The 15,026-nt window shown below is 63.8% G+C and carries 12 protein-coding genes; 11 read left to right on the plus strand and 1 reads right to left on the minus strand.

Annotated elements, in window-relative coordinates:
* Positions 1–190 precede the first annotated feature (190 nt).
* Entirely contained in the window at positions 191–445 is a 255-nt protein-coding gene (cspD, locus tag ABX298_RS00640) for a cold shock domain-containing protein CspD (RefSeq protein WP_085614900.1), read from the plus strand.
* 73 nt (positions 446–518) lie between these two features.
* Here the strand turns inward: cspD and icd are convergent, their stop codons facing one another.
* The gene (icd, locus tag ABX298_RS00645) at positions 519–1,775 is read right to left on the minus strand and encodes an NADP-dependent isocitrate dehydrogenase (RefSeq protein ID WP_025339776.1); all 1,257 of its coding nucleotides are present in this window, start codon (positions 1,773–1,775) and stop codon (positions 519–521) included.
* Between the two features lie 481 nt (positions 1,776–2,256).
* On the opposite strand from icd, the gene ABX298_RS00650 reads away from it, so the two are divergent.
* The 10 genes from ABX298_RS00650 (at position 2,257) to ABX298_RS00695 (ending at position 14,953) form a co-directional block, all read left to right on the plus strand.
* Positions 2,257–4,482, plus strand: a complete 2,226-nt coding sequence (locus ABX298_RS00650) for an NADP-dependent isocitrate dehydrogenase (protein ID WP_085664675.1) — start codon at positions 2,257–2,259, stop codon at positions 4,480–4,482.
* A 202-nt stretch (positions 4,483–4,684) separates the two neighbouring features.
* Positions 4,685–5,125, plus strand: coding sequence for an NUDIX hydrolase (locus ABX298_RS00655; protein ID WP_025339778.1), 441 nt, complete (start codon positions 4,685–4,687; stop codon positions 5,123–5,125).
* A 59-nt stretch (positions 5,126–5,184) separates the two neighbouring features.
* Entirely contained in the window at positions 5,185–6,309 is a 1,125-nt protein-coding gene (gene mnmA, locus ABX298_RS00660; RefSeq protein ID WP_367393926.1) for a tRNA 2-thiouridine(34) synthase MnmA, read from the plus strand.
* Entirely contained in the window at positions 6,306–6,932 is a 627-nt protein-coding gene (gene hflD, locus ABX298_RS00665) for a high frequency lysogenization protein HflD (protein ID WP_015270973.1), read from the plus strand. The genes mnmA and hflD overlap by 4 nt, the downstream gene beginning before the upstream one ends.
* Before the next feature lie 236 nt (positions 6,933–7,168).
* Positions 7,169–8,539 carry an adenylosuccinate lyase gene (gene purB / locus ABX298_RS00670; protein WP_013973297.1) on the plus strand — a complete coding sequence of 457 codons (1,371 nt, stop codon included), beginning with the start codon at positions 7,169–7,171 and terminating at the stop codon, positions 8,537–8,539.
* An 81-nt stretch (positions 8,540–8,620) separates the two neighbouring features.
* Positions 8,621–9,787, plus strand: a complete 1,167-nt coding sequence (locus ABX298_RS00675) for a cupin domain-containing protein (RefSeq protein WP_085590573.1) — start codon at positions 8,621–8,623, stop codon at positions 9,785–9,787.
* Positions 9,780–10,208 carry a GNAT family N-acetyltransferase gene (locus ABX298_RS00680; protein ID WP_003258855.1) on the plus strand — a complete coding sequence of 143 codons (429 nt, stop codon included), beginning with the start codon at positions 9,780–9,782 and terminating at the stop codon, positions 10,206–10,208. The genes ABX298_RS00675 and ABX298_RS00680 overlap by 8 nt, the downstream gene beginning before the upstream one ends.
* Positions 10,209–10,405: 197 nt before the next feature.
* Positions 10,406–12,349 carry a DNA topoisomerase III gene (locus ABX298_RS00685; RefSeq protein ID WP_367393927.1) on the plus strand — a complete coding sequence of 648 codons (1,944 nt, stop codon included), beginning with the start codon at positions 10,406–10,408 and terminating at the stop codon, positions 12,347–12,349.
* 234 nt (positions 12,350–12,583) lie between these two features.
* Positions 12,584–13,873 carry an NAD(P)/FAD-dependent oxidoreductase gene (locus ABX298_RS00690; RefSeq protein WP_367393928.1) on the plus strand — a complete coding sequence of 430 codons (1,290 nt, stop codon included), beginning with the start codon at positions 12,584–12,586 and terminating at the stop codon, positions 13,871–13,873.
* 249 nt (positions 13,874–14,122) lie between these two features.
* The gene (locus ABX298_RS00695; protein ID WP_367393929.1) at positions 14,123–14,953 is read left to right on the plus strand and encodes an alpha/beta fold hydrolase; all 831 of its coding nucleotides are present in this window, start codon (positions 14,123–14,125) and stop codon (positions 14,951–14,953) included.
* Positions 14,954–15,026: the final 73 nt, after the last annotated feature.

The raw sequence follows: 15,026 nt of genomic DNA on the forward strand, positions 1-15,026 counted from the left end.
TTGACTGCGAAGGGCACGGCCAGCGCAGGCGCCGGGCGACCTTGACTATCGGCAAAACGGTGTTACAACCAATAAGAACCCACCGTGGTCGATAAAGATCCGCGCAGTCAACCAGATTTTTCGCATGGTTCGTATGCGGATGAAGTGGATGATACTCCAGTGATGGAGTCCTTTGCAGAGGGACATAGGGATGGCAAGCGGTAAAGTCAAGTGGTTCAACAATGCCAAGGGCTACGGATTCATCAATGAAGAGGGCAAGACTGACGACTTGTTCGCTCATTATTCAGCCATCCAGATGGACGGGTACAAGACGCTCAAGGCCGGCCAGGCCGTGAGCTTCGACATCGTCCAGGGCCCCAAAGGCCTGCACGCGGTGAATATCAGCAGCGCCACTGCCGCCGCGGCCGCCAGGGCTCCGCAAACCAGCAGCACTGCCGACGCCTGAACTGCCGCGCCGCCTGCCGGTACACGAAAAAACCGGCCGCCTCCTGACTGGAAGCGGCCGGTTTTCCGTTGCCTTACATATGCTTGATCATTTCATCGCCAAAGCCTGAACTGCTCACCAGCCTGGCGCCGTCCATCAGGCGTTCGAAGTCATAGGTCACGGTCTTGGCAGCAATCGCGCCATTGGTACCCTTGATGATCAGGTCCGCCGCCTCGGTCCAGCCCATGTGCCGCAGCATCATCTCCGCCGACAGGATCACCGAACCCGGGTTGACCTTGTCCTGCCCGGCATACTTGGGCGCGGTGCCGTGGGTGGCCTCGAACATGGCCACGGTGTCGGACAGGTTGGCACCCGGCGCAATGCCGATACCGCCCACTTCCGCCGCCAGGGCATCGGACAGGTAGTCACCGTTGAGGTTGAGGGTGGCGATCACGTCGTACTCGGCCGGGCGCAGCAGGATCTGCTGCAGCATGGCGTCGGCGATGGCGTCCTTGACGATGACCTCACGGCCGCTCTTGGGGTTCTTGAACTTCATCCATGGGCCACCATCGAGCAGCTCGGCCCCGAACTCGTCGCGCGCCACTTCATAGCCCCAGTCCTTGAAGGCACCCTCGGTGAACTTCATGATGTTGCCCTTGTGCACCAGGGTCAGCGACTCGCGGTCGTTGTCCACCACGTACTGCAGCGCCTTGCGCACCAGGCGCTTGGTGCCTTCCTTCGACACCGGCTTGACGCCAATGCCACAGTCCTGGTCGAAGCGGATCTTGGTAACGCCCATTTCCTCCTTGAGGAACTTGATCACCTTGTTCGCCTCGGGCGAACCGGCCTTCCACTCGATGCCGGCATAGATGTCCTCGGAGTTCTCGCGGAAGATCACCATGTCCACATCGCCGGGTTTTTTCACCGGGCTGGGCACGCCCTGGAACCACAGCACCGGGCGCAGGCACACGTACAGGTCCAGTTGCTGGCGCAAGGCCACGTTGAGCGAACGGATACCGCCGCCCACCGGGGTGGTCAGCGGCCCCTTGATCGACACCACGTAATCACGTACGGCATCGAGGGTTTCCTGGGGCAGCCAGGTGTCCTGGTCGTAGACCTGGGTGGCTTTTTCGCCGGCGTACACCTCCATCCAGGCGATCTTGCGCTTGCCGCCGTAGGCCTTCTGCACGGCGGCATCGACCACCTTGATCATTACCGGCGAGACATCGACGCCAATCCCGTCGCCCTCGATATAAGGAATGATCGGGTTGTCAGGAACGTTGAGCGAATGGTCTGCATTGACGGTGATCTTCGCGCCGTCGGTCGGAACCTTGATTTTCTGGTATCCCATGCTTGCACTACTCCGCTGTCGGGTGTGATTGGACATCATGCGATCCACTGAGCCTAAACCACATCTGCCGACCTGCAAGCTGTGGGAGCGGCGGTGCGGCGACCCGACGCGCCCGCGAAGGATGCACCGCCGATGCTGCGGCATTTCGCCACATTGCCGCTTAGTCTTTGGTCTTATAAATGGGCCGATATCACTTGGCCTTGCTGATTAGCCCGAATGGTTTGGTATACTCCGCCGCGACCGAAGGGTCATCGGGGCGATCCCTTGGAAAAATGCGGACCGCCCTTGGCCATGAATGGACACAAAGCCTGGCCACGAAGCCTGGACTGTTACCGCAGCTCAGCACTTGACGCTCGACTGATGCATCCACCATCACCGCTCGCAGCCTCTCGACTTTCCGCTCATGGCGTTGCCAGGGCGATGCGCCTACCCTGCGCACCACGAGACTCGAGCACGCTCAGCACACAGAGAGTTAACCCGCATGCCCACCCGTTCCAAGATCATCTATACCTTCACCGACGAAGCCCCCGCCCTCGCCACTTACTCGCTGCTGCCGATCATCGAAGCCTTCACCGCTTCGGCTGACATCGCCGTCGAAACCCGCGACATCTCCCTGGCTGGCCGTATCCTCGCCGCCTTCCCGGAGCAACTGGGCGCAGAGAAGCAAGTAGGCGATCACCTGGCGGAACTGGGCCAGCTGGCTACCACCCCTGAAGCCAACATCATCAAGCTGCCGAACATCAGCGCCTCGGTACCGCAGCTGAAAGCCGCGATCAAGGAACTGCAAGGCAAGGGCTTCAACATCCCTGACTACGCCGACGAGCCAGCCACCGCGGAAGAGAAAGAATCCCGTGCCCGCTACGACCGCATCAAAGGTTCCGCCGTGAACCCGGTCCTGCGCGAAGGCAACTCCGACCGCCGCGCGCCGCTGTCGGTCAAGAACTACGCCCGCAAGCACCCGCACAAGATGGGCGCCTGGGCTGCCGACTCCAAGTCGCACGTTGCCCACATGACCCAGGGCGACTTCTACGGCAGCGAGAAAGCCGCACTGATCGAAGCTGACGACAGCCTGCGCATCGAGCTGGTCGGCAAAGACGGCAACACCACCGTACTGAAAGAAAAGACTGCGGTAAAAGCTGCCGAAGTCATCGACTGTGCCACCATGAGCCGCAAGGCCCTGAAAGCCTTCATCGCCGAGCAGATCGCCGATGCCAAGGCTTCCGGCGTGCTGCTGTCGGTACACCTGAAAGCCACCATGATGAAGGTCTCCGACCCGATCATGTTCGGCGTCATCGTCGAAGAGTTCTACAACGACGTGCTGGCCAAGCACGCCGCCGCCCTGGCTGAAGTAGGCTTCAACGCCAACAACGGCATCGGCGACCTGTACGCCCGCATCAAGGACCTGCCAGCCGAGAAGCAGGCCGAGATCGAAGCCGACATCCAGGCCCTGTACGCCCAGCGTCCGGCCCTGGCCATGGTCAACTCCGACAAAGGCATCACCAACCTGCACGTGCCGAGCGACGTCATCGTCGACGCCTCGATGCCGGCCATGATCCGTGACTCGGGCAAGATGTGGAACGCCGCCGGCGAACTGCAGGATGCCAAGGCGATCATCCCGGACCGCTGCTACGCCGGCATCTACCAGGCCACCATCGAAGACTGCAAGGCCAACGGCGCCTTCGACCCGACCACCATGGGCAGCGTACCGAACGTCGGCCTGATGGCACAGAAGGCCGAAGAGTACGGCTCCCACGACAAGACCTTCCAGATCAAGGCCGACGGCGTCGTGCGCGTGGTCGACAGCAAAGGCCAGGTCGTTCTCGAGCAGAACGTCGAAGCCGGCGACATCTTCCGCATGTGCCAGGTCAAGGACGCGCCGATCCAGGACTGGGTCAAGCTGGCCGTCAACCGTGCCCGCCTGAGCAACACCCCTGCAGTGTTCTGGCTGGACCCGGCCCGCGCCCACGACGGCGTGATGATCGAGAAGGTGCAGAAGTACCTGAAGGATCACGACACCTCCGGCCTGGACATCCGCATCCTGGCACCGGTCGACGCCATCAAGTTCTCCCTGGCCCGCATCCGCGAAGGCAAGGACACCATCTCGGTGACCGGCAACGTGCTGCGTGACTACCTGACCGACCTGTTCCCGATCATGGAACTGGGCACCAGCGCCAAGATGCTGTCGATCGTGCCGCTGATGAGCGGTGGCGGCCTGTTCGAAACCGGCGCCGGCGGTTCGGCACCGAAGCACGTGCAGCAGCTGGTGGAAGAGAACTTCCTGCGTTGGGACTCGCTGGGTGAATTCCTGGCCCTGGCCGCTTCCCTGGAGCACCTGGGCAACACCTACGACAACCCGCGCGCCAAAGTGCTGGCCAACACCCTGGACCAGGCCACCGGCAAGTTCCTCGACACCAACAAGTCGCCTTCGCGCAAAGTCGGTGGTATCGACAACCGCGGCAGCCACTTCTACCTGACCCTGTACTGGGCTCAGGCCCTGGCTGCGCAGAACGACGACGCTGCCCTGCAGGCACGCTTCGCACCACTGGCCAAGACCCTGACCGAGAACGAGGAGACCATCGTCGCCGAGCTCAACGCCGTCCAGGGCAAGCCGGCCGACATCGGTGGCTACTACGCCCCGGATGCCGAGCTGACCGCCAAGGTGATGCGCCCAAGCCAGACCCTGAACAGCGCCATTGCCGCCCTGTAAGGTTCGCTTGAAGTAACAGCACAAACCCCGGCCACGCACCGGGGTTTGTGCTTTCTGGGAAATGGGGTTGCTCTGCAACCCATCGCCGGCAAGCCAGCTCCCACAAGTATTGTGAATGCCTCAAGCTTGCACTGCACCTGTGGGAGCTGGCTTGCCGGCGATGGGCCGCAAAGCGGCCCCACCAATCTGAAGGGACATACAAATGACCTGGCAACCCCACATCACCGTCGCCACCATCGTCGAACACGAAGGCAAGTTCCTCTTCGTCGAAGAATTCAAAGCCAACCAGCACGTCTTCAACCAGCCCGCCGGCCACCTCGAACCCAACGAGACCCTGCCCCAGGCCGCCCTGCGCGAAACCCTCGAAGAAACCGCCTGGGAAGTCGAGCTCACCGGCGTCGTCGGCATCTACCTGTACACCGCCCCAAGCAACGGCGTGACCTACCAGCGCATCTGCTTCGCCGCCCGCCCCGTGCGCCATCACGCCGACCTGGCACTGGACAGCGACATCGTCCGCGCCGTGTGGCTGACCCGCGACGAACTGCTGGCCGACCCCGCCCGCTGGCGCAGCGAGCTGGTGCCACGCTGCCTCGACGACTACCTGAAAGGTCCCTTGCACAGCCTCGACCTGCTGCGCGACTGACGCGCCGCCGCAGGTTTGATAGAATCGGCGTTTTTCCCCCTTGATACACACCGGTAACCATGACCAGCCCAGCACTCAAAGACCCCGCCAAGACCCGCGTTATCGTCGGCATGTCCGGCGGCGTGGACTCTTCCGTCTCCGCCCTTCTGCTCATGGAGCAGGGCTACCAGGTGGAAGGGCTGTTCATGAAGAACTGGGAAGAAGACGACGGCACCGAATACTGCACCGCCCGTGAAGACTTGGCCGACGCCCAGGCCGTATGTGACCGCATCGGCATCAAGTTGCACACCGCCAACTTCGCCGCCGAATACTGGGACAACGTGTTCGAGCACTTCCTCGAAGAGTACAAGGCCGGCCGCACGCCCAACCCGGACATCCTCTGCAACCGCGAAATCAAGTTCAAGGCGTTCCTCGACTACGCCCTGTCGCTGGGTGCCGACCTGATCGCCACCGGCCACTACGTGCGCCGCCGCGACACCGGCGAGCTCACCGAACTGCTCAAGGGCCTGGACCCGAACAAGGACCAGAGCTACTTCCTGCACGCCGTCGGCGGCAAGGAAATCGCCCGCACCCTGTTCCCGGTTGGCGAGCTGGAAAAGCCCGAAGTACGCGCCATTGCCGAAAAGCACGGCCTGGCCACCGCCAAGAAGAAGGACTCCACCGGCATCTGCTTCATCGGCGAGCGCCGCTTCAGCGACTTCCTCAAGCAATACCTGCCGGCCCAGCCGGGCAACATCGAGACCACCGACGGTGAAGTGATCGGCCGCCACCACGGGCTGATGTACCACACCATCGGCCAGCGCCAGGGCTTGGGCATTGGCGGCCTGAAGGACGCCGGTGACGAGCCGTGGTACGTGCTGCACAAGGACCTGACCCGCAACGTGCTGGTGGTCGGCCAGGGCAATGAACACCCGTGGTTGTTCTCCCGCGCCCTGCTCGCTTCGGAAATCTTCTGGGTCAACCCGGTCGACCTCCGCACCCCGCGCCAGCTCACCGCCAAGGTGCGCTACCGCCAGAGCGACCAGCAGTGCACCCTGGAACTAACCGAAAGCGGTTACCGTGCGGTGTTCGACGAACCGCAACGTGCCGTTACCCCGGGCCAGTCGGTGGTGTTCTACGACGGCGAAGTGTGCCTGGGCGGCGGCGTGATCGAAGCCGCCGAGCCGTGGAGCCCGCGCGCATGAGCAACCTGCAGGAGCAGCTGATTGCGTTGGGCGGTGTGTTCCAGGCCGCCGTACTGGTCGACCGCATTGCCCGCACCGGCCAGGCCAGCGAGGCCAACATCGGCTGCATGCTCGGCAGCCTGCTGGTCCGCGACCCCAAGGACACCCTGGAGGTGTTCGGCGGTGACGACCTGAACCTGCGCGACGGCTATCGCGCGCTGGTCGGCGCGCTGGAGCGCGACCCCAGCAGCCTGCAGCGCGAGCCGCTGCGCTACGCCCTGTCGATGCTGGGCCTGGAGCGCCAGCTGAACAAGCGCGGCGACCTGCTCGACACCATCGGCAACCGCCTGCCGCAAATCCAGTCCCAGGCCGAGCATTTCGGCCTGGTTCATGAAAACGTCATCGCTTCCAGTGGAGCCTTGTACCAGGACACCCTGAGCACCTTGCGCCAGCGCATCCAGGTACATGGCGACATGCGCTTCCTGCAGCAGGCCAGCAACGCCTCGAAGATCCGCGCCCTGCTGCTGGCCGGCATCCGCGCCGCACGCCTGTGGCGCCAGCTGGGCGGGCACCGCTGGCAGCTGGTATTCAGCCGGCGCAAGCTGTTGAACGAACTGTACGACATGATGCGCAGCCCCTCCTGACAGGGGCTGACAGTTCCGGCCTCATCGCCGGCAAGCCAGCTCCACACAGGATATGCACTGTGCTCAAGACCGGTGCAGTACCTGTGGGAGCTGGCTTGCCGGCGATAGGGCCGGAACAGGCAATGCACAATGCACAGCTGATTTATGGCCCGACCTTTGGTCAGCCACCCGACCTGAGCGCATTTTTCATGTATGATATGCGCCCTTCCAAAAGCCTGACTGTCCGAGAACACCCCATGCAGCTTTCTTCGCTCACTGCGGTTTCCCCTGTAGACGGCCGTTATGCCGGCAAAACCCAGGCCTTGCGCCCCATTTTCAGCGAATTCGGCCTGATCCGTTTCCGCGCCCTGGTCGAAGTGCGCTGGCTGCAGCGCCTGGCCGCCCACCCGCAGATCGGCGAAGTGCCGGCGTTCTCCGCCGAAGCCAACGCCCTGCTGGACAGCCTGGCCACCGACTTCAAGCTCGAGCACGCCGAACGCGTCAAGGAAATCGAGCGCACCACCAACCACGACGTCAAGGCGATCGAATACCTCCTCAAGGAGCAGGCCGCCAAGCTGCCTGAGCTGGCCAAGGTCAGCGAGTTCATCCACTTCGCCTGCACCAGCGAGGACATCAACAACCTGTCCCACGCCCTGATGCTGCGCGCCGGCCGTGACGAAGTGCTGCTGCCGCTGATGCGCCAGATCGCCGACGCCATCCGCGCCCTGGCCCACGCCCACGCCGACGTGCCGATGCTGTCGCGCACCCACGGCCAGCCGGCTTCGCCGACCACCCTGGGCAAGGAACTGGCCAACGTCGTGTACCGCCTGGAACGCCAGATCGCCCAGGTTGCCGCCGTACCGCTGCTGGGCAAGATCAACGGTGCCGTGGGCAACTACAACGCCCACCTGTCGGCCTACTCGCAGATCGACTGGGAGCAGAACGCCCGCGCCTTCATCGAAGACGAGCTGGGCCTGCAGTTCAACCCGTACACCACCCAGATCGAGCCGCACGACTACATCGCCGAGCTGTTCGACGCCATCGCCCGCTTCAACACCATCCTGATCGACTTCGATCGCGATGTGTGGGGCTACATTTCGCTGGGCTACTTCAAGCAGAAGACCGTTGCCGGCGAAATCGGCTCGTCGACCATGCCGCACAAGGTCAACCCGATCGACTTCGAAAACTCCGAAGGCAACCTGGGTATCGCCAACGCGCTGTTCCAGCACCTGGCCAGCAAGCTGCCGATCTCGCGCTGGCAGCGTGACCTGACCGACTCCACCGTGCTGCGCAACCTGGGCGTGGGCTTTGCCCACAGCGTCATCGCCTACGAAGCCAGCCTGAAAGGCATCGGCAAGCTGGAAGTCAACGAAGCCCGCATCGCCGCCGACCTGGACGCCTGCTGGGAAGTGCTGGCCGAGCCGATCCAGACCGTGATGCGCCGCTTCAACATCGAAAACCCCTACGAGAAGCTCAAAGAGCTGACCCGTGGCAAGGGCATCACCCCGGAAGCGCTGCTGACCTTCATCGACGGCCTGGACATGCCAGCCGAAGCCAAGGCCGAGCTCAAGCAGCTGACCCCTGCTACTTACATCGGCAACGCGGCAGCACAGGCCAAACGCATCTAAGCTGACCGTCGCGTTCAACGCCCGGCCTGGCCGGGCGTTTTTATTCCCGAACGAAAATTACATTTTTTCAATAGGTTGAACATGAATCCTGATACTCCACTGCAGCTGCTGGGCGGCATCTCGGCCCGCGAATTCATGCGCGACTACTGGCAGAAGAAGCCGCTGCTGGTGCGCCAGGCCTTCCCGGACTTCATCAGCCCGATCGACCCCGACGAGCTGGCCGGCCTGGCCCTGGAAGAGGAAGTAGAGTCGCGTATCGTGCTCGAGCACGGCGCGCACCCGTGGGAGCTGCGCCGCGGCCCGTTCACCGAAGATACCTTTGCCGAGCTGCCGGAAAAGGACTGGACCCTGCTGGTGCAGGCCGTGGACCAGTTCGTCCCGGAAGTGGCCGAACTGCTGGAAAACTTCCGCTTCCTGCCCAGCTGGCGCATCGATGACGTGATGATCAGCTTCGCCGCCCCTGGTGGCAGCGTCGGCCCGCACTTCGACAACTACGACGTGTTCCTGCTGCAGGGCCACGGCCAGCGCAACTGGAAAATCGGCCAGATGTGCAGCAGCGACAGCTCGCTGCTGGAGCACGCCGACCTGCGCATCCTCGCCGACTTCGAGCAGAGCGATGAGTGGACCCTGGAGCCGGGCGACATGCTTTACCTGCCACCACGCCTGGCCCACTACGGCGTGGCCGTGGACGACTGCCTGACCTACTCGGTAGGCTTCCGCGCGCCAAGCGCCGCCGAAGTGCTGACCCACTTCACCGATTTCCTCGGCCAGTTCCTGCCCGACGAAGAACGCTACAGCGACGCCGATGCCCAGCCGGCCAGCGACCCGCACCAGATCCAGCACGACGCCCTCGACCGCCTCAAGGCGCTGCTCGACAAGCACATGGGCGACAAAGACCTGCTGCTGACCTGGTTCGGCCAGTTCATGACCGAGCCACGCTACCCCGAGCAGATCGTCGGTGAAGAGCTGTCCGAGGAAGAGCTGATCGATGCCCTGGAACAAGGCGCCATCCTGATCCGCAACCCGAGCGCGCGCCTGGCCTGGTCGGAGTTCGAAGAAGACCTGCTGCTGTTCGCCAGCGGCCGCAGCTGCCCGCTGCCGGGCAAACTGCGCGAGCTGCTGAAGCTGGTTTGCGCAGCCGACGCCCTGCACATCGACAACCTGGGCGAATGGCTGCAGGATGAAGATGGCCTTATGCTGGTACAGCAGCTGGTCAAACAAGGAAGCCTGGGATTCGCCAATGAATAAGATTCGTGTGCGCCTCGCCGACTGGCACAAGGACAACGCCGACATCCGCCGCATCCGCGAAGCGGTGTTCATTGCCGAACAGCACGTGCCGCCGGAGCTGGAGTGGGACTCGGACGACCCGACCGCCGCGCACTTCCTGGCCCTGGAAGGCGACTACCCGATCGGCACCGCACGCCTGCTGCCTGACGGCACCATTGGCCGGGTCTCGGTGCTGAAGGACTGGCGCGGGCTGAAGGTGGGTGACGCGCTGATGAACGCGGTGATTGTCGAAGCACAGAACCGCGACCTGAAACAGCAGATGCTCAGCGCCCAGGTGCACGCCACGCCGTTCTACGAGCGGCTGGGCTTTCGCGTAGTCAGCGAAGAGTTCCTCGAAGCCGGCATCCCGCACGTGGACATGGTGCGCGACTCGCGCGCCTGATCCACGACCTTCCCACAGGCCCCACAAATTCTGAAAATTGTGGGGGCCTGTGGGAGCGGGTTCACCCGCGAAGAGGCCGGCACAGCCAAGACATCCCCTCTGACAAAAAACCTGTACATCCATCCAGATAAAACTTGCCTCCGCGCCTTCGCTTGCGCATCCTATCGCCCATCACCCCCGATGAAGCGTCCCCGGCCATGCGCCTGTTCCTCTGCGAAAAACCCTCCCAGGCAAAAGACATCGCCAAAGTGCTCGGCGCCAACCGCAAGGGCGATGGCTGCTGGCAAGGCACCGACGTCTGCGTGACCTGGTGCATCGGCCACCTGCTGGAAACCGCCCCGCCAGACAGCTACGACGAACGCTACAAGCGCTGGAACCTGGCCGATCTGCCGATCATCCCGGAAAAGTGGAAGATGCTGGTCAAGCCCAAGACCGCCAGCCAGTTCAAGGCAGTCAAGCGCCTGCTCGGCGAAGCGCGCGAACTGGTGATCGCCACCGACGCCGACCGCGAAGGCGAAATGATCGCCCGCGAACTGGTCGAGCATTGCCGCTACCGCGGCCCGGTGCAGCGCCTGTGGCTGTCGGCACTGGACGACGCCTCCATTCGCAAGGCCCTGGCGCGGCTGCTGCCGGGCCACGAAACCTTCAACCTGTACCACTCGGCGCTGGGCCGTTCGCGCGCAGACTGGCTGATCGGCATGAACATGAGCCGGCTGTTCACCCTGCTGGGCCGCCAGTCGGGCTATCAGGGCGTGCTGCCGGTGGGCCGGGTGCAAACGCCCACCTTGCGCCTGGTGGTCGACCGCGACCGCAGCATCGCCGACTTCGTGCCGGTACCGTTCTGGGCCATCGACGTGCAGCTCGAACACGCAGGCTCTGGCTTCAACGCCCAGTGGCGCGCCCCCGAGGACGCCTGCGACGACCAGGGCCGCTGCCTGAACCAGGCCCTGGCGCAGCAGGCTGCCGCCGACATCGGCAATGCGGGTACTGCCCGGGCCGTGAAGGTGACCACCGAGCGCGTGCGTGAAGCGGCACCCCTGCCCTTCGACCTTGGCACCCTGCAGGAGCTGTGCTCGAAAAAGTTCGGCCTCGGCGCCCAGGAAACCCTCGACATCGCCCAGGCCCTGTACGAAACCCACAAGCTGATCACCTACCCGCGCAGCGACTGCGGCTACCTGCCGCAAAGCCAGCACGCCGAAGCGCCAGCCATCCTCGCTGCCCTGCAACGGGCCGATGCCAGCCTGGCGCCGCTGCAGCCCTACCTGGAGCCGCAACGCCGCTCACGCGCGTGGAACGACGCCAAGGTCAGCGCCCACCACGGCATCATCCCCACCGCCGCCGCCAGCGACCCGTCGCGCCTGCCAGCCAAGCACAAGGCGGTGTACACCCTGATCCGCGCCCGCTACCTGGCGCAGTTCCTGCCCAACCACGAGTACGACCGTACCCAGGCCGACTTCGACTGCGCCGGCCATGCCCTGCGTGCCGTAGGCAAGCAGATCGTCGAACCGGGTTGGCGCCGTGCTCTACCCGAGGCGCTGACCCCGGCCAAGGGCCGCGAGGCACCACCGGCCCAGGTGCTGCCGGCGCTGCGCGAAGGCCAGGACTGCACGGTGCAGGGCCTGCAACTGAAAGACCTGTGGACCCAGCCGCCCAAGCCGTTTACCGAAGGCGACCTGATCAAGGCAATGAAGAACGTGGCCAAGCTGGTGGACGACCCGCGGTTGAAGCAGAAGCTCAAGGAAACCACCGGTATCGGCACCGAAGCCACCCGCGCCAGCATCATCCAGGGCCTGCTTGACCGCGGCTACCTGGTGAAGAACGGCAAGGCGCTGTCCGCCACCCCTGCGGCCTTCAGCCTGATCGACGCCGTGCCACGCGCCATTGCCGACCCAGGCACCACGGCTATCTGGGAGCAGGCGCTGGACATGGTGCAGAGTGGCGAGATGACGCTGGAGGAGTTCGTCGCCCGGCAGTCGGCATGGATGGGCAAGCTGGTCGAACGGTGCAGCGGCATGCGCATGACCATCAGCGGGCCGGCAGCCGGGGCTGCGCCGCCGTGGAAGAAGAAGCGTCGGGGTGGCGGGAAGGGCAAAGCGGCCGCAGGCAAGCCAAGACAGCCTCGAAAAAAGGCGACAACCTGAAGATTTTGCACTTTCAGGTCAGGCCCCTTCGCGGGTGAACCCGCTCCCACATTTACAGCGCCGACCTCGAGACCGGTGATGACTCTGTGGGAGCGGGTTTACCCGCGAAAGGGCCAGGACAGGCAACACAACAACTCGAGGTAAACCACAAACCCGGCCAATGCATTGGCGACATGAAATTTACCTGCTAAATTTTCATGGAAATAAACACAATAATTTTCATGAGACCCCTGCATGTTCAAACAATCTGCCCAGCACGTCGCCAGCTACTACGCCCAGACCTACCCCGCCAGCATTCCCCTGCACCCTACCCTGCAAGGCAGCCACGACACCGAAGTCCTGATCATTGGCGCCGGCTTCAGCGGCCTGCACACCGCCTTGCGCCTGACCCAGGCCGGCAAGCGTGTAACGCTGCTGGAAGCCAGCCGCGTGGCCTGGGCCGCGTCCGGCCGCAACGGCGGCCAGGCACTGCTCGGCTGGTCGTGCGACATGCCGCCGCTGGAAAAGGCCCTGGGCGTCGAACGCACCCGACGCCTGTGGGCCAGCATGTGCTGGGCCGCCGATGAAATGCGCGAACTGCCCGAGCGCCATGGCTTCGACATCGACTACCGGCAGGGCAGCCTGTGGACCGCCGTGCTGCCGCGCCGGGTGAAGATGCTGGAAGAAGCCCTGCATGAGGCCGAACACAAATGGGGCTACGACGCCCTGCGCCTGATCGGCCGCGACGAGCTGCCGCAATGGATCGACAGCCCGCGCTACCAGGCCGCGCTATACGACGCCAAAGGCGCCCACCTCAACCCGATGAAGCTGGCCCAGGGCCTGGCCAGCACCATCGAGGCTGCTGGCGGGCGGATCTACGAACAGAGTCAGGTGCTCGACTACCAGAAAGCCGGCGACGGCTATGTGGCCCGTACCGACCGCGGCGAAGTACGCTGCCAGGTGCTGGTGCTGGCCTGCAACGCCTACATCGATCGCCTCGACCGCAACCTGTCGCGCCGCCTGTTGCCGGTTGGCTCCTATCAGGTAGCCACCGCACCGCTGGATGCCGACTTCGCCCAATCGCTACTGCCGCGCAACAGTTGCGTGATCGACAACCAGTTCGTGCCCGACTATTTCCGCCTCACCCCGGACCATCGCCTGCTGTTCGGCGGCGGCTGCACCTACCTGGGCGGTATTCCCAAAGATGTCGCCAGCGCCACCCGCCCCTACCTGGAGCGGGTGTTCCCGCAGCTGGCCGGGGTGGCCATCGACTATGCCTGGGGCGGCCATATCGACTGCAGCATCCAGCGCACCCCGGATGTCGGTCGCGAGGGCCAGCGCTACTGGCTGCAGGGTTTCTCTGGCCATGGCGTGCTGCCTACACTGGCGGCGGCGCGGGCGGTCAGCGATGCCATTCTTGGCGACGACGACCTGCTGACGCTGTACCAAGGCATCGACAACGGCCGCTTCCCCGGCGGAGACCTGCTGGCAGCACCGCTGGAAGCTGCAGCCAAGGCCTGGTACCGGATGCGCGACCGCGTCTGATCGGTTGACGCCCCTTCCTTGTGGGAGCGGCCTTGTGTCGCGAAAGGGCCGCAAAGCGGCCCCAAGAAATTCAGTACTGACACACAAATTGCTGGGGCTGCTTTGCAGCCCTTTCGCGACACAAGGCCGCTCCCACAAAAGGCTGCGTAGGTCTGAAGCTCCGGTGCAAAATCACAAATTCCAGTACCAGGCAAAATACCTCCTATTCTCAATAGCTCCCTTCGCTTCCTGCACACAGGAGACCCGACCATGAGCTATGTAACCACGAAGGACGGCGTACAGATCTTCTACAAGGACTGGGGCCCGCGTGACGCGCCGGTCATCCACTTCCACCACGGTTGGCCGCTCAGCGCCGACGACTGGGATGCCCAGTTGCTGTTCTTCCTCGCCCACGGTTACCGCGTGGTCGCCCACGACCGCCGCGGCCATGGCCGTTCCAGCCAGGTATGGGACGGCCACGACATGGACCACTACGCCGACGATGTGGCGGCGGTGGTCGCTCACCTGGGCATCCAGGGCGCCGTGCATGTCGGCCACTCGACCGGTGGCGGTGAAGTGGTGCGCTACATGGCCCGGCACCCAGAAGACAAGGTGGCCAAGGCCGTGCTGATCGCCGCCGTACCGCCACTGATGGTGCAGACGCCCGCTAATCCCGGTGGCCTGCCCAAATCGGTGTTCGACGGTTTCCAGGCCCAGGTCGCCAGCAACCGTGCGCAGTTCTACCGGGATGTGCCGGCCGGGCCGTTCTACGGCTACAACCGCCCCGGTGCAGAAGCCAGCGAAGGCATCATCGGCAACTGGTGGCGCCAAGGCATGATTGGCAGTGCCAAGGCCCATTACGATGGCATCGTGGCGTTTTCCCAGACTGACTTCACCGAAGACCTGAAGGGCATCACCCAGCCGGTGCTGGTGATGCACGGCGACGATGACCAGATCGTACCGTATGAAAATTCCGGGGTGCTGTCGGCGAAGCTGCTGCCCAACGGCACACTCAAGACCTACAAGGGCTACCCGCATGGCATGCCGACCACCCATGCCGATGTGATCAATGCGGATTTGCTGGCGTTTGTCCGTAGCTGATGTGATGGCCTGTACCGGCCCTTTCGCGGGCGCGCCCGCTCCCACAGGTACTGCACAAGTCTCGAAATGTGCA

Source organism: Pseudomonas sp. X4 (assembly GCF_040784925.1).
GTDB classification, from domain to species: Bacteria; Pseudomonadota; Gammaproteobacteria; order Pseudomonadales; family Pseudomonadaceae; genus Aquipseudomonas; species Aquipseudomonas putida_Z.